At 69.0% G+C, this 17986-nt stretch carries 16 protein-coding genes; 6 read left to right on the forward strand and 10 right to left on the reverse strand.

Annotated elements, in window-relative coordinates; genetic code table 11:
- Window positions 1-34 precede the first annotated feature (34 nt).
- Both ABT367_RS18020 and ABT367_RS18025 read right to left on the reverse strand, forming a co-directional pair.
- Complete coding sequence (locus tag ABT367_RS18020) at window positions 35-646, reverse strand: dihydrofolate reductase family protein (RefSeq protein WP_352254072.1); 612 nt, start codon at window positions 644-646, stop codon at window positions 35-37.
- 80 nt (window positions 647-726) lie between these two features.
- Window positions 727-1335, reverse strand: coding sequence for a YceI family protein (locus ABT367_RS18025; RefSeq protein ID WP_352254073.1), 609 nt, complete (start codon window positions 1333-1335; stop codon window positions 727-729).
- Between the two features lie 293 nt (window positions 1336-1628).
- Between ABT367_RS18025 and ABT367_RS18030 the strand changes: the two genes are divergently transcribed.
- On the forward strand, window positions 1629-3221 hold the full coding sequence (locus ABT367_RS18030) for an acyl-CoA carboxylase subunit beta (RefSeq protein ID WP_352254074.1): 1593 nt from the start codon (window positions 1629-1631) through the stop codon (window positions 3219-3221).
- 49 nt (window positions 3222-3270) lie between these two features.
- A complete protein-coding gene (locus tag ABT367_RS18035; RefSeq protein ID WP_165332558.1) occupies window positions 3271-3474 on the forward strand; it encodes an acyl-CoA carboxylase subunit epsilon in 204 nt (67 codons plus the stop codon).
- Window positions 3475-3607: 133 nt separating this feature from the next.
- Here the strand turns inward: ABT367_RS18035 and ABT367_RS18040 are convergent, their stop codons facing one another.
- The 8 genes from ABT367_RS18040 to ABT367_RS18075 all read right to left on the reverse strand — a co-directional run bounded on the left by ABT367_RS18040 (window position 3608) and on the right by ABT367_RS18075 (window position 13898).
- Entirely contained in the window at window positions 3608-4189 is a 582-nt protein-coding gene (locus ABT367_RS18040; RefSeq protein WP_093607982.1) for a GTP-binding protein, read from the reverse strand.
- Window positions 4170-4739, reverse strand: a complete 570-nt coding sequence (locus tag ABT367_RS18045) for a DUF742 domain-containing protein (RefSeq protein ID WP_352254075.1) — start codon at window positions 4737-4739, stop codon at window positions 4170-4172. Before ABT367_RS18045 ends, ABT367_RS18040 begins: the two co-directional genes overlap by 20 nt.
- Window positions 4740-4831: 92 nt before the next feature.
- Entirely contained in the window at window positions 4832-5245 is a 414-nt protein-coding gene (locus ABT367_RS18050; RefSeq protein ID WP_093608336.1) for a roadblock/LC7 domain-containing protein, read from the reverse strand.
- 10 nt (window positions 5246-5255) lie between these two features.
- Window positions 5256-8486 carry a sensor histidine kinase gene (locus tag ABT367_RS18055; protein WP_352254076.1) on the reverse strand — a complete coding sequence of 1077 codons (3231 nt, stop codon included), beginning with the start codon at window positions 8484-8486 and terminating at the stop codon, window positions 5256-5258.
- Between the two features lie 396 nt (window positions 8487-8882).
- Entirely contained in the window at window positions 8883-9464 is a 582-nt protein-coding gene (locus tag ABT367_RS18060) for a GTP-binding protein (RefSeq protein ID WP_165332561.1), read from the reverse strand.
- Complete coding sequence (locus tag ABT367_RS18065) at window positions 9445-9849, reverse strand: DUF742 domain-containing protein (RefSeq protein ID WP_199547492.1); 405 nt, start codon at window positions 9847-9849, stop codon at window positions 9445-9447. The genes ABT367_RS18060 and ABT367_RS18065 overlap by 20 nt, the downstream gene beginning before the upstream one ends.
- Window positions 9850-9953: 104 nt before the next feature.
- Window positions 9954-10367: a roadblock/LC7 domain-containing protein gene (locus ABT367_RS18070; RefSeq protein ID WP_352254077.1), complete on the reverse strand. Its 414-nt coding sequence runs from the start codon at window positions 10365-10367 to the stop codon at window positions 9954-9956.
- A gap of 9 nt (window positions 10368-10376) precedes the next feature.
- On the reverse strand, window positions 10377-13898 hold the full coding sequence (locus ABT367_RS18075; RefSeq protein ID WP_352254078.1) for a sensor histidine kinase: 3522 nt from the start codon (window positions 13896-13898) through the stop codon (window positions 10377-10379).
- A gap of 575 nt (window positions 13899-14473) precedes the next feature.
- On the opposite strand from ABT367_RS18075, the gene ABT367_RS18080 reads away from it, so the two are divergent.
- The 4 genes from ABT367_RS18080 (at window position 14474) to ABT367_RS18095 (ending at window position 17913) form a co-directional block, all read left to right on the forward strand.
- Window positions 14474-14698, forward strand: a complete 225-nt coding sequence (locus ABT367_RS18080; RefSeq protein ID WP_328707790.1) for a hypothetical protein — start codon at window positions 14474-14476, stop codon at window positions 14696-14698.
- Window positions 14699-14832: 134 nt separating this feature from the next.
- Window positions 14833-15606, forward strand: a complete 774-nt coding sequence (locus ABT367_RS18085; RefSeq protein ID WP_352254079.1) for a fumarylacetoacetate hydrolase family protein — start codon at window positions 14833-14835, stop codon at window positions 15604-15606.
- Window positions 15599-17083, forward strand: a complete 1485-nt coding sequence (gene gltX / locus ABT367_RS18090) for a glutamate--tRNA ligase (RefSeq protein ID WP_352254080.1) — start codon at window positions 15599-15601, stop codon at window positions 17081-17083. The genes ABT367_RS18085 and gltX overlap by 8 nt, the downstream gene beginning before the upstream one ends.
- Window positions 17084-17181: 98 nt before the next feature.
- The gene (locus ABT367_RS18095) at window positions 17182-17913 is read left to right on the forward strand and encodes an HAD family hydrolase (RefSeq protein ID WP_352254081.1); all 732 of its coding nucleotides are present in this window, start codon (window positions 17182-17184) and stop codon (window positions 17911-17913) included.
- Window positions 17914-17986 lie beyond the last annotated feature (73 nt).

The raw sequence follows: 17986 nt of genomic DNA on the forward strand, positions 1-17986 counted from the left end.
ATCGCTGCGATCCGCTTGTGCAGCTTGGCCTGAACTACCCGGCGGCTTCCTGCCGTACGGGTTCGGCCGCCACCTGTTGTACGGGTTCGGACGCGTCCTCCCGTACGAACCGGAGCAGCGTCACCTTGCCGTCCACCACGCGGGAGTCCACCTGCCGCAACTGGGTGCGCTGCGTCATCGGGCCGTACGCCGGTTTCCCGCCGCCGAGGAAGATCGGGTTGATCACCAGGACCCATTCGTCGACCAGGCCCCGCTCGGTCAGTTCGGAGGCCAGTTCGCTGCCCCCGAACATCATGATCCGCTTGCCGCCCTCCTTGAGGGCGGCGACGCGTGCGGCCACATCGCCGCTGATCACCTCGGTGTTCCAGTCGGCCTTCTCGAGCGTGCGCGAGACGACGTACTTCGGCATCGCGCGCCACAGCGGGGCGAAGGCCAGGTCATGCGGATCGTCCGAGTACTCCTCGGCCTTCGGCCAGAATCCGGACATCATGTCCCACACCTTGCGGCCGTAGAGGAACGCGTCGGCGTCGTCGGCGAGCGCCTGGGAGTAGGCGGAGAGTTCGGGCCCCATGTGAGGCCAGTCGAACTCTCCGTTCGGCCCCTCGATATAGCCGTCGGCCGACTGGGTCAGGAAGTGGATCAACATTCCGCGAGTCTGCGTCAACTCCCCCGGTGTCACAAGGGGTTGTGCACTCCAGGGTTACGGGGGCCGAGGGCCCCCACCCGTCAGGCCTGGCGGATCGCCGAGATGTCGAAGGTCAGCTTGATCTTGTCGGAGACCAGGACGCCGCCCGTCTCCAGGGCCGCGTTCCAGGTCAGGCCCCACTCCGAGCGAAGCAGCTCGGCCTTGCCCTCGAAGCCGACGCGCTCGTTGCCGAAGGGGTCCTTGGCGGCGCCGTTGAACTCCAGGTCGATGGAGATCGGCTTGGTGACGTCCTTGATGGTGAGGTCGCCGGTGATCCGGTAGTCCTCGCCGCCGAGCGCCTCGGCCGAGGTGGACCGGAAGGTCATCGCCGGGTACTTCTCCACGTCGAAGAAGTCCGCGCTCTTCAGGTGGCCGTCACGGTCGCCCTGTCCGGTCTCGATGCTCTCCATCTTGACGTCGATCGAGGCGGTGGACTGCGACGGGTCGTTGCCGTCGAGGTGCAGCGTGCCCTCGAAGTCGAGGAAGGCGCCCTTGACGTTCGTGACCATCGCGTGGCGGGCCGTGAACCCGAGCGAGGTGTGCGCCGGGTCGATCGTGTAGTCACCGGTCAGGCCGGCCAGCTCCGGGTTGACCGGGGCGGGGGCGGACGTGGTGTCGGTGCTGTCGTTCTTGCGGCCGAAGATGCCCATGACGTGCTCCTTGAGGAAGGTCGGTTCCCTTGATGTCTTCGACAGTAGACCCATTTGGTTTAACTTTCAACAGCTACGCGATCCAGGCCCGTGTCGCGACCCGCATGGCGTAACGTGCCCGCGGACCGCCCCTCCCTCTGGCCATTGTGTGACCTCTACAACGTGGCCACCCCTTGAGCAGTCGGTTGCCCTGCACTGAAGTGGGCTTCTGTCCGGGGGTACCAGGAAAACGGGCCGGAGACTGTGCGAAGTCGACGGGCCGTTTCCCCATGGGTGCTTCGTAAGGTCGCTACATGACCGTTTTGGATGAGGCTGCTTTTGCCGGCGGCGAGCCCACCGACGCCCGTGGCCGCGTGGCCGAGCTGCACGCGATCCGTGCCAAGGCCGTCGCCGGACCGAGCGAGAAGGCCACCGAGGCCCAGCACGCCAAGGGCAAGCTCACCGCGCGCGAGCGCATCGAGCTGCTCCTGGACGCGGGCTCCTTCCAGGAGGTCGAGCAGCTGCGCCGGCACCGGGCGACCGGGTTCGGCCTGGAGAACAAGAAGCCCTACACCGACGGTGTCATCACCGGCTGGGGCACGGTCGAGGGCCGCACGGTCTTCGTCTACGCGCATGACTTCCGGATCTTCGGCGGCGCCCTCGGCGAGGCCCACGCCACCAAGATCCACAAGATCATGGACATGGCCATCGCGGCCGGTGCGCCGCTGGTCTCCCTCAACGACGGCGCCGGCGCCCGTATCCAGGAGGGCGTCTCCGCTCTCGCCGGCTACGGCGGCATCTTCCAGCGCAACACCCGCGCGAGCGGCGTGATCCCGCAGATCAGCGTCATGCTCGGCCCGTGCGCGGGCGGCGCGGCCTACAGCCCCGCCCTCACGGACTTCGTCTTCATGGTCCGCGAGACCTCGCAGATGTTCATCACCGGTCCCGACGTCGTCAAGGCGGTCACCGGCGAGGAGATCACGCAGAACGGACTCGGCGGCGCGGATGTGCACGCCGAGACCTCGGGCGTCGCGCACTTCGCGTACGACGACGAGGAGACCTGCATCGCCGAGGTCCGCTACCTGATCTCGATGCTGCCCTCGAACAACCGCGAGAACCCGCCGGTCGTCGCCTCCGAGGACCCCGCCGAGCGCCGCTCGGACGTGCTCCTCGACCTGGTCCCGGCCGACGGCAACCGCCCGTACGACATGCACAAGGTCATCGAGGAGCTCGTCGACGACGGCGACTACCTCGAGATCCACGAGCGCTGGGCGCGGAATATCGTCTGTGCCCTCGCGCGTTTGGATGGTCAGGTGGTCGGCATCGTCGCCAACCAGCCGCAGACCCTCGCAGGCGTGCTCGACATCGAGGCCTCCGAGAAGGCCGCGCGCTTCGTCCAGATGTGTGACGCCTTCAACATCCCGATCGTCACCCTTCTGGACGTACCCGGCTTCCTGCCCGGCGTCGACCAGGAGCACGGTGGAATCATCCGCCACGGCGCCAAGCTGCTCTACGCCTACTGCAACGCGACCGTGCCCCGGATCTCCCTGATCCTGCGCAAGGCGTACGGAGGTGCCTACATCGTCATGGACTCCCAGTCCATCGGTGCGGACCTCACCTACGCCTGGCCCACCAACGAGATCGCGGTGATGGGCGCCGAAGGTGCCGCCAACGTCATCTTCCGCCGGCAGATCGCGGCGGCCGAGGACCCGGAGGCGATGCGGGCGCGCATGGTCAAGGAGTACAAGGCCGAGCTGATGCACCCGTACTACGCGGCCGAGCGCGGCCTCGTGGACGACGTCATCGACCCGTCCGAGACCCGACAGGTGCTCATCTCCTCCCTGGCGATGCTGCGCAACAAGCACGCCGATCTGCCGTCGCGCAAGCACGGCAACCCGCCGCAGTGACGCGGTGCCTCCGACTTCCTGCCTCACCCCTTACGGAGATCCGAACCCCATGACTTCTCCTGCCGAGAACCTCCTTCGCGTCGAGAAGGGTCACGCCGAGCCCGAAGAGCTCGCGGCCATCACGGCGATCCTGCTCGCACGCGCCGCCGCGGCCCCCGAGGCCCCGGCCCCGTCCCGCGGCCGCGACAAGGCCGGCTGGCGCCGCCTGGAGCGCACCCCGGGCTTCCGTGCCCCGCACTCCTGGCAGGGCTGAGCCCCGCCGCCCTCCCGGGCTTCCGACGCCCCGTGCCCCCTTGGTGGGGTGCGGGGCGTTTCCGTTCCCCTGAAACAAAAAGGCCCCGCACCCCCAAGGGGAACGGGGCCACCGGGCCGCAGCCCGGGAAGACCTACCGCAGCCGGGCCATCAGCGCGTGCTCGACCAGCGTGATGAGCGCCGACTTCGCATCCGCACGGTGGCGCGCGTCGGTCGTGATGATCGGGGTGTCCGGCCCGATCTGCAGCGCCTCACGGACCTCGTCCGGCTGGTACGGCTGCTGGCCGTCGAAGCCGTTCAGGGCGATGACGAACGGCAGCCCGGAGTTCTCGAAGTAGTCGACCGCCGGGAAGCAGTCCGCCAGACGACGGGTGTCCACCAGCACGATCGCACCGATCGCACCGCGCACCAGGTCGTCCCACATGAACCAGAAGCGGTCCTGACCGGGCGTACCGAAGAGGTACAGGATCAGGTCCTGGTCCAGGGTGATACGGCCGAAGTCCATCGCCACGGTCGTCGTCGTCTTGTCGCCGGTGTGCGTCAAGTCGTCGATACCCGCGGACGCGGACGTCATCACGGCCTCGGTACGCAGCGGGTTGATCTCCGAGACGGCGCCCACGAACGTGGTCTTGCCCACGCCGAACCCGCCCGCCACCACGATCTTCGCGCTGGTGGTGGAGCGGGCCGCACCGCCGCTAGAGCTTTCGAAGTCCACTGAGCACCCTTTCGAGCAGTGTCACATCAGGCTGGCCGCCGGCGTTCTCGTCGCCGCCGGGCTGGTGGATGGCCACAAGACCGGCTTCCGCCAGGTCGGCGACGAGGATCCGGGCCACGCCGAGGGGAATGGAGAGAAGTGCCGAGACCTCGGCGACCGACTTGATCTCATGGCACAGATTGCAGATCCGCTGATGCTCGGGCAGTTGGCCCTGCAACTGGTGCGGCTGCGCGGTCGTGTGCACCAGGGCCTCGATGGCCAACTGGTACCTGGGCCGCGTCCGGCCGCCCGTCATGGCGTACGGGCGGACCAGAGGGTTGTGCGCGGCTCGGCCGGGTGACGCCTCGGGCGAGCGGGGCGCGGGCTGCACCGGCTGGATCCGGGGCGCCTGCTGCTCATAAGGGTCACGCGGCCGCTGCGGCGGTGCGTACCGCTCCTGGTGGCTGGGCGTGGAGGGGAAGTTGTAGCGGTTGGGCGAGTTCTCGCCCTGGTCCTGGCCGTACGACCAGTTGCCTGAAGACGAACCGTCTCGCGGTGTGGGACCTGCCACGTGCTTCCTCCTCCGAATTACCCGGAACCATCATGTGGAGCCGCGTCCCGAAACTTTAAGGCCACGGGACGCGAATTCGCACTGCCTGTCTGTTAGTTGAGAAGGCTCCCCTGGAGCTCCGCGCGCAGGTCCGGGGTGAGAACCGTGCCCGCGCGGTCGACCAAAAGGGCCATCTCGTACCCAATGAGGCCGATGTCCGCCTCGGGGTGTGCGAGAACGGCGAGCGACGAACCGTCCGAGATGGACATGAGGAAGAGGAATCCTCGCTCCATCTCCACAACGGTCTGGTTCACGAGACCGCCCTCGAAGATCCGGGAGGCCCCCGCGGTCAGCGAGGTCAGACCGGAGGCGACGGCCGCCAGCTGGTCGGCTCGGTCACGCGGGAAGCCTTCGGACATCGCCAGAAGGAGTCCGTCGGCGGAGACCACCACCGTGTGCGACACCCCGGGGGTGTTGTCCACGAAGTTGGTGATCAACCAGTTCAGGTTCTGCGCCGCCTGGCTCATCGGGCTCACACTAACGCTCCTGGTTGTAGTTGCTGCTGCCGGAGCCGAAGCCCCGGCCGTTCTGGTCGGGGGTGCCACCCGCGTCACGACCGCGCTGAACGCCGCGGCGCAGGTTGCTCAGCCTGCCCCGTACTTCCTCGGGGTCGCGGGAGACCTGGGGGCCGCCCTGCGGGGTCTGCTCCGCGGTGCCCTCGACCAGATTGGCCCGGGGCACCCGGCGCGGGAGGCCGGACTGGGTGACCCCGCCCGCCCTCGGCTGCTTGAGCTGCTCGGCCCGCTGCCAGCGCGCGTCGTTGGCGGACTGCCAGTCGTCGGAGCCGCTGCCCTCGGCGCTGTTGCCGTTGGCCGACGGACCGTCGGTCTGCGCGTTGCCCGCGAGCGGACGCTGCGGCAGCCCGCCCTGGCCCTGGCCCGAACTGCCCGGCCACTGCTGACCGTTGCCGCCGCCGGCGGTGCCGCGGCGCGGAAGGCCGGCGTCGGTGGTCTCGTGGACGGCGCTCGGGGACGGGCCCTGGGAGCTCTTCCGGTCGAAGCCTACGCGGTCGCGGTCGCCCGCGGGAGCGCCCGGAACAGATTCCGGTTCGGCCTGGTAGCCACCCTCGTACGGCTCCTGGTAGCCACCCTGGTTCTGCCAGTCGCCCTGGTCGTTGTAGTCGCCGTAGCCGTCCTGCTGCGCGCCCGACTGGTCGGCGTAACCGGGTTCCGTATAGCCGGAGTCCTGGTAACCGTCCTGGTTCGGGTACGCGCCCTGCGGGACCGGCTCGTAGGCGTCCTGCCGGCCGTAGCCGTTCGGGTCCTGGGCGTAGTTCTGGTTCTGCTCGTACGACTGGTCGTAGGCGCCGTTCTGGTCGTACGCGCCCTGCTGCTCGTACTCGCCGTCGACCTCGTCGCGGAAGAGCGGACGGCCGCCGTCGGCGGTCGACGCCTCGAGCGCCGCGCGGCGCTCCTCACGCATCAGCGAGCGGCCCACCGGGTCGAGTTCGCGGACGGCTTCCTCGGTGAGGGCCCCCGGCTCGTAGCGGGTGTCGTCGAAGCCGAGCTCCGCGGCGGTGCGCAGCGGTGCGGCCTCGTAGGACTGCTGCTGCGGGATCATCTGCGAGACGGTGAACTCGCTCTCGGGCAGCTGGGAGCCACCGCCACCGTGCGTGATGATGTCCGGGAGCATGACGAGCGAGGTCGTACCGGCCTGCTCGCCCGAGGGGCGCAGCTGGACACGGACCCCGTGCCGGTCCGCCAGGCGGCCGACCACGAACAGGCCCATGCGCTGGGAGATCGCGGCGTCCACGGTCGGCGGGTTGGCCAGCTTGTGGTTGATGTCCGCGAAGTCCTCGGCGGTGAGGCCGATGCCCTTGTCGTGGATCTCGATCATCACGCGGCCGTCGGGCAGACGGGTCGCGGTGACGCGGACCTTGGTCTGCGGCGAGGAGAACGTGGTGGCGTTCTCCAGGAGCTCGGCGAGCAGGTGCACGAGGTCGGTCACGGCGCGGCCGTGGATCTCGGCCTCCGGAACGCCGGTGAGCTCGATGCGCTCGTACTGCTCCACCTCGGAGGAGGCGGCGCGCAGCACGTCGACCAGGGGGACCGGCTGGTCCCAGCGGCGGCCGGGCTCCTCGCCGGCGAGGACCAGGAGGTTCTCGCCGTTGCGGCGCATACGGGTCGCCAGGTGGTCCAGACGGAAGAGGTTCTCCAGCTGGTCCGGGTCGGCCTCGTTGTTCTCCAGGTCGGTGATCAGGGTCAGCTGGCCCTCGATCAGGGACTGGTTGCGGCGCGACAGGTTGGTGAAGATCGCGTTGATGTTGCCCCGCAGGAGCGCCTGCTCCGCAGCCAGTCGTACGGCCTCGCGGTGCACCTGGTCGAAGGCGCGGGCGACCTCGCCGATCTCGTCGGTCGTGGTGATCGGGATGGGCTGGACACGGGTGTCCACGCGGCCCGGCTCGGTGCGCGAGAGCTGGTCGACCAGCATCGGCAGGCGCTGCTCGGCCACGTCGAAGGCGGCGGTGCGCAGCCGGCGCATCGCGCGCGACATCTGGCGGGCCATGAGCCCGGCGATGATGAACGCGGCGAGCAGGGCCACGACGACGACCGCACCGTTGATGTAGGCGTCGCGCTCGGCGTCGGAGGAGATCTGCGAGGCGTCGTCGACGGCCCGGTCGATCAGGTCGTCCTCGATGGCGCCGTAGCCGTTCATCTTCGCGGTGGCGAGCTTCTGCCAGGACTCGGCGCTGACGCCCGCCTTCTTGAGCGTGCCGGCGGCCGTCTCCGGGTTCTGAAGGGCCGCCGCCATCGCAGTGAGCTGGAAGTCCATCACCGGCATGGCGCTGTACTGCCGCGACTGCTGCGCTCCGGCCTCGGCGCCGGGCGGCAGCTCGATGCCGGTGGACTTCTGCTGCTGCGTCATCTGCTCTTTGAGGGCCTTGGCGTCGGCCTCGGTACCACTGGAGTTGTACTCGCCGATGGCGATGCCCTCGAGGTAGCGGTACGTGCTGAGCGACTGCAGCTGGCTGCGCAGGTCGGCCGCCTTCTGGCTCGGGCGGACGAGGATGTGCGTACCGATGGAGCGCTGCAGCGAGGCGGAGGCCTTGGCGAGCGAGACGGCGTAGACGGTACGGCCGTAGCTCGTCACGTTGCCGGTGCCCAGGCTCAGCTCGTTGGCGAACTCCATCAGGAAGTGCTGGATGTCGGTGTACGCCTCTTCGGTCGTCAGCGGGTCCTGCGACCGCGTGTAGGCCTTCTTGCGTACGTCCTCGAGCTTGGACTCGTTCGCCTTGAAGAGCTTCAGCCGGCGCTCGAGGCCCTGGTTCGCGGGCATGTCCGCGACGGCGAGGTCGAACTTCTTCTTGGCCTCGGCCGTCTTGTCCCGGAGGTCCTTGACCTGCGGGGAGTCGCCCTCGCCGAGCAGCAGCGGAGCCGCGCTGAGGTCGCGCTCGTCGAGCAGCGCGTGGCTGTACTCGGCGGCCGCGCGCACGATGAGCGCCGTCTTCTCCGCGTCCTGCGCCTCGCTCCACGTGTCAATGGAGCCCTTCACCTGGAAGCCACCCATGACGAGGGCGACCAGGGCGGGTATGAGGAGGATCGCGTTCAGGCGTACGGGCACACGCCAGTTGCGCGGGGACATCCGTCCCCCGCCGCCGGCCGGCGCGGGGTCGGGGCCCTGCGTGGGCGCGGGAGCCATGGCTTCCCGCTGGGGCGGGGTGAAGTTGCCCCGTGCCGACGGCTCGGGACTGCTCTTGCTTCGCCTCACTCGACCAACAACCTCTCGGCGTCGGCACGTACGTTGTGCCGCTGTCGTCTTCCAGCCCGGGTTCGGGGCAGTGTGTCCGGCCCGGTACTACTGGGCAGTTCAGCGCATTCCAGCACGTCAGCGCAGGCGATTCCAAACGTTCGGAAGAAATGATTCCGGGTGACCTGCGCCTCAGATAAAACGGTCATAAAGAGCGAGCCCCGCCAAATGGCGGGGCTCTTGTGAGCGCAGCGATACCGAGTGACAGCAAGCGGTGTCGGTGGGCCCGGAATTCTCTGTCGAAACGTTATGAACACAGAGGCGGATCGTGTCAAAGGACACAGGGTGCTCACACAAGCCTCTAGACAACTTACGGCAACTTCCGTATGTCCAGGACGACTTGCTGCCCGTACGTGACTACTTCAGACGCGCCATCAGTGCATGCTCGACGAGCGTGATGAGCGCGGACTTCGCATCCGCACGGTGGCGCGCATCGGTCGTGATGATCGGGGTGTCCGGTCCGATCTGCAGCGCTTCGCGCACTTCGTCCGGCTGGTACGGCTGGTGGCCCTCGAAGCCGTTCAGGGCGACGACGAACGGAAGCCCCGAGTTCTCGAAGTAGTCAACGGCCGGGAAGCAGTCCGCGAGTCGGCGCGTGTCCACGAGGACCACGGCGCCGATCGCACCCTTGACCAGGTCGTCCCACATGAACCAGAAGCGGTCCTGACCGGGCGTACCGAAGAGGTACAGGATCAGGTCCTGGTCCAGCGTGATGCGGCCGAAGTCCATGGCGACCGTGGTGGTCGTCTTGTTCCCGGTGTGCGTGAGGTCGTCGATCCCGGCCGAGGCCGAGGTCATCACGGCCTCGGTACGCAGCGGGTTGATCTCCGAGACGGAGCCGACGAACGTGGTCTTGCCCACGCCGAAGCCGCCCGCCACCACGATCTTCGCGCTGGTGGTGGAACGTACGGCCTCGCCGCTAGAGCTTGCGAAGTCCACTGAGCACCCTCTCGAGCAGTGTTACGTCAGGCTGGCCACCGGCGTTCTCGTCGCCGCCGGGCTGGTGGATGGCCACGAAACCGGCCTCGGCCAGGTCGGCGACCAGGATCCGGGCCACGCCGAGCGGCATGGAAAGAAGCGCCGAGACCTCGGCGACCGACTTGACCTCACGGCACAGATGGCAGATGCGCTGGTGCTCGGGGAGCAGACCCTGCAGCTGCATCGGATCGGCCGTGGTGCTCACCAGCGCCTCGATGGCCAGCTGGTAACGCGGCCTGGTCCGGCCGCCCGTCATCGCGTACGGGCGTACCAGCGGCTGCTCGGCCTCCATGCCGTAGTCGGTCTGAGCACCGTACGGATCGTGAGAGGCGGTGGGCGGGGTCATGAATCCTCCGGGCGGGACAGCAAGTTGTCGGTGCCGTCTGAAATGTGGCCGGTGGGGGGATCGCGGGGGCGGCCGGACGGAATCGGTTCGTTGGTACGCGGCCGTTAGTGCAGCAGGCTGCCTTGCAGTTCCGCGCGCAGGTCCGGGGTGAGGACCGTGCCCGCGCGGTCGACGAGCAGCGCCATCTCGTAACCCACCAGGCCGATGTCGGCGTCCGGGTGGGCGAGTACGGCGAGCGAGGAACCGTCGGAGATCGACATGAGGAAGAGGAAGCCGCGCTCCATCTCCACCACGGTCTGGGCGACGTTTCCGCCCTCGAAGATCCTCGACGCACCCGCGGTCAGCGAGGTCAGACCGGAGGCGACCGCCGCCAACTGGTCGGCCCGGTCACGCGGGAAACCCTCGGACAGGGCGAGCAGCAGTCCGTCGGCGGAGACCACCACCGTGTGTGACACCCCTGGGGTGTTGTCCACGAAGTTGGTGATCAACCAGTTCAGGTTCTGTGCCGCCTGGCTCATCGGACTCAACTATCGCTCCTGCTGGTGAGAGGGGCTGGGGAAGCTGCCGGTGTCACCGGAGCCCGCCTGCCGGCCCTGCTGAATGCCGCGCCGCAGATTCGTGAGCCGCCCGCGAACGTCGTCGGGACGGCGGGAGACCTGCGGGCCGCCCTGGTGCTGCTGCTGTTCGGCCGTGCCCGCCACGAGGTTGGCGCGGGGCACACGGCGCGGCAGACCGGAGGTGGTGACGCCGCCCGCGGAGGGCTGACGCACCCGCTCGGCCTGACGGCCGAGCTCGTCATTGGGGGAGTTGCGCCAGGTGGCGCTCTGAGCCGGTGCCTGCTGGGGGCGCGGCGGCAGGGGTGCCTGCTGTGCCTGGTCCTGCTGGCCCTGTGCCTGCTGCGGAGCCTGACTCTGCTGCTGGCCCTGCTGGCTCTCGCGGAACCAGTTCGTCTCCAGGGTGTCGTACAGCGGGGTACGGCCGTCGCCCGGACCGGCCGGCGGCAGTGCCCATGCGTCGCTGTCGGCCTGCTGCCGGGGAGGCGCCGGAGGCTGTACGGGCTGCTGCGGCTGCACCGGACGCGGTGCCGGCTGCCGGGGGGCCGGCGGACGCGGTACGGCGAAGTCGGCGGTGTCCCGCTGACCTGCGCCACCGCGCGGCGCCTGCGGCCGCTCGGGCCCCGAGGGCTGACCGGGCTGCGCGAACTGGCCGGTGGAGCCGGGGCGCTGGAACTGACCGGTGTCCTGGCCCTGCGGCCGCTGCTGGGGCGCGGGGCTGGGCGGGTTGGGTATCCCGGCCGGGCGCGGACCGTTGTAGTCCGGACGGTCGAACTGGGCCGTGGAGCCAGGTCCTTGCGTGTTCTGCCGGTCGTCGCGGCCCGCGCCGGGGCGCCCGAAGAGCCCGGTGGATTCCGGCTCCTCGTGCCCGCGCGGCTGCTCCTGCGGGATGTCCTTGCCCCAACTGGGCGTACGCGCCTGGGGGTTGCCACCGGGCAGCTCGGCACGCGGTCCGCCCATGGGCGGCAGCTGACGGCCGTCCTGGGGGCGGCCCTCGCCACGAGCGCGCTGAGGCTGCTGCTGGGGAGCAGCGGGCTGCTGCGGAGCGTTGCCGCCGCGGCCGGCCGGCGTACCGCCGCGCTGGCCACCGAAGCCGTTGCCCTGCTGCGGGTTGCCCTGGGGCGCGTTCGGCCGAGGTGCGGCCGGACCGCCGTCACGTCCGGGAAGCGCCGCCCGCGGGCCGGAGCCCGCGACCTGGCTGCGCTGCGGGGGAGCGGCGAGCCGTCCCGCGGACTGGTTCGCTGCGGTCTGCTGCCGCGCGGCCGCTGCACCGGCGGCCGCCTGGGCGATACCGCCGCCCGCACCCGCACCGGGAGAGGACGGGGCCTTCTTGCCGCCCTGGGCGACATCGACGGGCAGCATGACGAGCGCGGTCGTACCGCCGGAGTCCGAGGGACGCAGCTGGATACGGATGCCGTGACGCTGCGACAGACGGCCGACCACGAACAGACCCATGCGGCGCGAGACCGAGACGTCCACGGTGGGCGGCGACGCGAGCCGCTCGTTGATCGCCGCGAGGTCCTCGGGCGAGAGGCCGATACCGGTGTCGTGGATCTCGATCAGTACGCGGCCGTCGGGCAGCGCGTGACCGGTCACCTTGACCTTGGTCTGCGGAGAGGAGAACGAGGTGGCGTTCTCGAGCAGCTCGGCGAGCAGGTGCACGAGGTCGTTGACCACACGGCCCGCGACCTCGGTGGCCGGCACGGCGGCCAGCTCGATGCGCTCGTACTGCTCCACCTCGGAGGCGGCGGCGCGGAGCACGTCGACCAGCGGGACCGGGCGGGTCCAGCGGCGGCCGGGCTCTTCACCGGCGAGAACGAGGAGGTTCTCACCGTTACGGCGCATGCGGGTCGCGAGGTGGTCGAGCTTGAACAGCGAGGACAGCTGGTCCGGGTCGGCCTCGCGCGACTCCAGCTCGGAGATGAGCGAGAGCTGACGCTGGATGAGGCCCTGCGAACGGCGCGAGAGGTTGGTGAACATCGCGTTGACGTTGCCTCGCAGCAGCGCCTGCTCGGCGGCCAGACGTACGGCCTCGCGGTGCACGTCGTCGAAGGCCGCGGCCACCTGGCCGATCTCGTCCCGGGAGTGCACACCGACGGACTCGACGGAGGTGTCGATGTCCTGCGGGTCGGACTCGGAGAGCTGCTTGACCAGCTCGGGCAGCCGGTCCTGGGCGACCTTGGTCGCGGTGTCCTGCAGACGGCGCAGCGACCGGATCATGGACCGGGCCACGACGAAGGCGCCGACGAGGGATATGCCGAGGACGAGGAGGATCAGCGCACCGTTGAGGATGGCTTCCTGCTCGGAGTCCTGACGGAGCTCACGGGCGGTCTGCTCCATGTCGTCGAGCAGCTGGCGCTCGATGAGGCCCATCGCGACGATCTTGGTGCTGGCGTCGTCGCTCCAGTCCTTGTAGGAGCGGAAGTCCGCGCTCTTGAGACCGGTCGCCTGCGTCAGTACGCGCTTCGCGTATTGGTTGGTCTCCTTGACGATCGGCTTGTTGTCGACCGGAGCGAGGAGCTCGACCGCGTCCTCGCCAGTGGAGGAGTAGTCGCGCTTCACGTTGTCGAGCGCGAGGCTCTCGTTCTTGAACGCAGCTTCACCGTACTGGCGGTCGGTCTCGGAGAGCTCGCCGCGCTCCTTGTCGCTGTCGGGCAGGGCGGCCGCGATGATGGCCCGCTGGATGGACGCGTACTCCTTGGCGGCGGAGAACGACGACAGGATCCGGGTCCGCTCGATGATCGCTGGGTTGCTCGTGGCGAGCGCCATGTCGCGCGACAGGTCGAGCAGCTGCTCGATGAGCCGGTTGTACGAGCTGACCGTCTGCGAGCTGGAGACGTTCTCTCCGTACGCATCGTCGCGGATGGTCTTGATGGTGTTGAGCTGGCTCGCGATTTGCGTGAGGTTGTTGCGAACCGAGTTGAGCGCCCGGTCGTCGCGGTTCTCGTCGAACCCCTGGGTGGCCGACAGGAACTGCTTCTGAGCGGTCTCCGTCTTGTCGTAGAGGCCCTCGATCTCCGGCGAGGTCCTCGGCGACCCGGTGGACAGGGGACCGGCCGTCTCGTCGCGCTCCTCCTGGAGCGCGTTCGCGAGCTCGGTCGCCTCCTTCGTCATCTCGGTCAGCAGCTTCATGCTGTCGAGCTGCTCGATCTCGTCCATGGACGTGTTGATGCGCAGCGCGCCGAGCGACGTGGCCGCGACCACGGGCAGCGCGAGCAGCGACACCAGACGTGTGGAGATACGCCAGTTGCGCAGGGCTACGCGAGGGCCGGGGCCCTTGCGCGCGGCGGCCAGGGCAGGTGTGGTCGCACCGCCTGCCGCGGCACCTCCCGCGGAGCGCTCGGCATCACCGGCCGGTGAGGAGCCCGAGGCGTGCGGGGGTGCGGAGTTGCCTGTGGTGGGGCCGGTCCCGGCGCGCAGCTCCGGCTCGGCCACCCCTCCGGTCTGGCGGCCCTGGGCAGAGCCCGAGCCATCCCTCTTGAAACGTCCCTGCACTAGCGTCGCAACCTCTGGACCAGGCGTCCCTCCGCGCAAACGGCGGGACGGTGTCGGCGTTTTGGGGCGAGAAAGCCCCGGTGGTCGTCAGTGACCGGCGCGTCTCCCCCTTCTCCCGCCGCCGCTCGACGCTGCGTTGCGCCATGCGCGCCGGCTCATATCTGCGGCGGTCCCGGGAATTCCAGCACAGTGCAGGATCTCCAACAAGGGCCGGGTATCGGGCCGTGACCTGCGTGACGCCATGTGAGGGCGGGGTCACCAGGTGTAGAGCGGGATCCATGGGATAGCGGACATTTCCTTAGGAATTGCTTACGGGGCGGGGGTGTCCCAGTCGCCATGATCAGAATCGGAATGATGGGTTCAGCTACGTAATGTCCGATCTTCACCGGACAGTTGACACTCCGTTATGCCCGATTCATCCGCTCCCTGGTGAGCAAACTCACACGCTGATCAAGGCGGGAACCCGGCGGCGCGGGGAATTCGCATGTTTAGCCTGACGCTTTACAGGGATGGCCTGTTCGTCAAGCGGCCGCACAGGCAGCCGCATCCAGTAGAGACCCGAGGTCAGTTCAGCCGTGAAGAACGTGAAGACGACGCCGATGTTCCGTATAGCCAATCCGCGCCGCACGACCCTGGCGCACCTCACGGACGCGACGGACCTCGACGGTCTGCAGCCCGCCGAGCACACCACCGAGCTGCCCACCAACACGGCCAACCCCCGCCGTACGGTTCTGCAGAACGCCCCGGCCACCCCGGAGCCGGTCGTGATCACCGTGGCGGACGCGGTCGCCGCCAAGTAGAAGTAGCCTTGTGGGGCTGCCGCCCCACGCCCCGCCTGGATCGTGGCGGCTCGGCGCATTGTCAGTGCTGTGTGCGCGGCGTACCCGTGGGGGCGGCGCCCCCACACCCCGCCAGCAGGAATCAAGAGGCTTCCGTGCGCATCGCCAGATTCTCCATCGACGGCAATGTCGCCTTCGGCGCGGTCGAGGAGGGCCCCGAGGGCCCCGTACTCGACATCATCAAGGGCATCCCCTACGCGGACTTCGAGCTCAGCGGCGTCAAGGTCCCGCTCGGCAAGGTCCGCCTGCTGCCGCCGGTGATCGGCAACAAGATCGTCGCGTTCGGCCGCAACTACGCGGACCACGCCAAGGAGCTCGGCAACGAGCCCGCCGACGTCCCGTGGGCGTTCTTCAAGCCGACCACGTCGATGGTCGGCGACGGCGACCCCATCGAGTACCCGTCGTTCTCGAACGAGCTGCACCACGAGGCCGAGCTCGCCGTCGTCATCGGCCGCATGTGCCGCGAGGTCCCGCGCGAGCGCGTCAAGGACGTCATCTTCGGCTACACCTGCGCCAACGACGTCACCGCCCGTGACGTACAGAAGAGCGAGAAGCAGTGGGCCAGGGCCAAGGGCTTCGACAGCTCCTGCCCCATCGGCCCCTGGGTCGAGACCGAACTCGACCCGAGCGACCTCGCGATCCAGTGCACCGTCAACGGCGAACAGCGTCAGCTCGGCTCGACGAGCCAGATGATCCACTCCATCGAGGATCTGATCGTCAACATCACCGAGGCGATGACCCTGCTCCCGGGCGACGTCATCCTGACCGGCACCCCCGCGGGCGTCGGTCCCCTCAACGTCGGCGACGAGGTCGCCGTCACCATCCAAGGCATCGGCACTCTCACCAACAAGGTGATCAAGCGTGGCTAACCCACTGGACGCGAACGTCCGCGTCCGCTTCTGTCCCTCGCCGACCGGCAACCCCCACGTGGGCCTGGTCCGCACCGCCCTGTTCAACTGGGCCTTCGCCCGGCACAACGGCGGCACCATGGTCTTCCGCATCGAGGACACCGACGCCGCGCGTGACTCCGAGGAGTCGTACGAGCAGCTCCTGGACTCGATGCGCTGGCTCGGCCTGACCTGGGACGAGGGCCCGGAGGTGGGCGGCCCGCACGCCCCGTACCGCCAGTCGCAGCGCATGGACCTCTACAAGGAGGTCGCGGCCAAGCTCATCGAGGGCGGGTACGCGTACCCCTGCTACTGCACCACCGAAGAGCTGGACGCCCGCCGCGAGGCCGCCCGCGCCGCCGGCAAGCCCTCCGGCTATGACGGCCACTGCCGCGACCTCACGGACGAGCAGAAGCAGGCTTACGAGGCCGAGGGCCGGAGCCACATCGTCCGCTTCCGCATGCCCGACGAGGCGACCACCTTCACCGACCTGGTGCGCGGCGAGATCACCGTCCAGGCCGAGAACGTCACGGACTACGGCATCGTGCGCGCCAACGGCGCCCCGCTGTACACCCTGGTCAACCCGGTCGACGACGCGGCGATGGAGATCACCCACGTCCTGCGTGGCGAGGACCTGCTCTCCTCGACCCCCCGCCAGATCGCGCTCTACAAGGCGCTGATCGAGCTGGGCTTCGCCAAGACGATCCCGGCCTTCGGCCACCTTCCGTACGTCATGGGCGAGGGCAACAAGAAGCTCTCCAAGCGCGACCCGCAGGCCTCCCTGAACCTGTACCGCGAGCGCGGCTTCCTGCCCGAAGGCCTCCTCAACTACCTGTCGCTGCTCGGCTGGTCGTTCTCGGCCGACCAGGACGTCTTCTCGGTGCAGGACCTGATCGAGAAGTTCGACATCGCGGACGTCAACGCCAACCCGGCCCGCTTCGACCTGAAGAAGGCCGAGGCGATCAACGCCGACCACATCCGCATGCTCGACGTGAAGGCCTTCACGGCCGCCTGCGAGCCCTGGCTGAAGGCCCCGCACGCCAACTGGGCGCCCGAGGACTTCGACCAGGCCAAGTGGGAGGCCATCGCCCCGCACGCGCAGACCCGTGTGCAGGTCCTCTCGGACATCACGGCCAACGTCGACTTCCTGTTCCGCCAGGAGCCGGTCGAGGACGAGGCCTCCTGGACGAAGGCGATGAAGGGCGATCCGGTGGCCCTGCTCACCACGGCCCGCGCCAAGCTCGACACCGCCGACTGGTCGGACCCGGAGTCCCTCAAGAACGCGGTCCTGGCCGCGGGCGAGGAGCACGGCCTCAAGCTCGGCAAGGCCCAGGCCCCGGTCCGCGTCGCCGTCACCGGCCGCACGGTCGGTCTGCCGCTCTTCGAGTCCCTGGAGATCCTGGGCAAGGACAAGAGCCTGGCCCGCATCGACGCGGCCCTGGCGAAGCTGGCCGCGTAACTCCTTCTCGTACGCGGGGCTCGTACCTGAGTCCCGTAAGCGAGCGAAGGGCCCGGAACCATCACGGTTTCCGGGCCTTTTCGCGTACGTTCGGGCCTATGCCGACCGACGACGGAAGCCACGGGGAGCGCATGATCAAAGCCATCGTCTGGGACATCGACGACACGATCTTCGACTACGCCTCGGCCGACACCGCCGGCATGCGGGCCCACCTCACCGCCGAAGGCCTCACCACCCGCACCCTCGACGACTGGAAGCGGATCACCCGCGAGCACTGGGCTCGCTTCGAGGCGGGCCTGGTCGGCTGGGAGGGGCAGCGCCGCGACCGAGTCCGCGACTTCACCGGGCGCACGCTCACCGACACCGAGGCGGACGAGTGGTTCGAGCGTTACCTCGGTCACTACGAGGCGGCCTGGGCGCTCTTCCCCGACACGGTCCCCGCGCTCGACGCCCTGGCCGACACCTACCGGCACGGCGTCCTGTCCAACTCCTCGCTGCTCAACCAGGACCGCAAACTGCGCACCCTCGGCGTACGCGACCGCTTCGAGGCCGTCCTGTGCGCGGCCGAGCTGGGGGTGGCCAAGCCGGAGGCGGCCGCGTTCCACGCAGCCTGCGACGCGCTGGACCTCGCCCCGTACGAGGTCGCGTATGTAGGGGACCAGCCCGACACGGACGCGCGCGGAGCGGTGGAGGCGGGCCTCAAGGGCATCTGGCTCGACCGCTCCGGACAGGGAGGCCGGCCCGAACTGATCCGGATCACCGGCCTCGACCAGCTCCCGGCCGTGCTCGCGGGCCAAACCCGTTTTGGAGCGCCGGACACCTTCGGGTAATGTTCTTCCTGCGCCGCTCGCAGGGGGAAAGCCCGGTGGGAGACGCACACCACAGAACAAGATCCCTGACGGG

The sequence above is a fragment of the Streptomyces mesophilus genome, from assembly GCF_040300965.1.
In the GTDB taxonomy this organism is placed as follows: Bacteria; Actinomycetota; Actinomycetes; order Streptomycetales; family Streptomycetaceae; genus Streptomyces; species Streptomyces mesophilus_A.

Excerpts from the sequence above, each read along its gene's own strand:
- ABT367_RS18065 (WP_199547492.1), bottom strand. The coding sequence starts at position 9,849 with ATGACCCCGCCCACCGCCTCTCACGATCCGTACGGTGCTCAGACCGAC.
- ABT367_RS18035 (WP_165332558.1), top strand. The coding sequence starts at position 3,271 with ATGACTTCTCCTGCCGAGAACCTCCTTCGCGTCGAGAAGGGTCACGCC.
- ABT367_RS18095 (WP_352254081.1), top strand. The coding sequence starts at position 17,182 with ATGCCGACCGACGACGGAAGCCACGGGGAGCGCATGATCAAAGCCATC.
- ABT367_RS18020 (WP_352254072.1), bottom strand. The coding sequence starts at position 646 with ATGTTGATCCACTTCCTGACCCAGTCGGCCGACGGCTATATCGAGGGG.
- ABT367_RS18070 (WP_352254077.1), bottom strand. The coding sequence starts at position 10,367 with ATGAGCCAGGCGGCACAGAACCTGAACTGGTTGATCACCAACTTCGTG.
- ABT367_RS18050 (WP_093608336.1), bottom strand. The coding sequence starts at position 5,245 with ATGAGCCAGGCGGCGCAGAACCTGAACTGGTTGATCACCAACTTCGTG.
- ABT367_RS18025 (WP_352254073.1), bottom strand. The coding sequence starts at position 1,335 with ATGGGCATCTTCGGCCGCAAGAACGACAGCACCGACACCACGTCCGCC.
- ABT367_RS18030 (WP_352254074.1), top strand. The coding sequence starts at position 1,629 with ATGACCGTTTTGGATGAGGCTGCTTTTGCCGGCGGCGAGCCCACCGAC.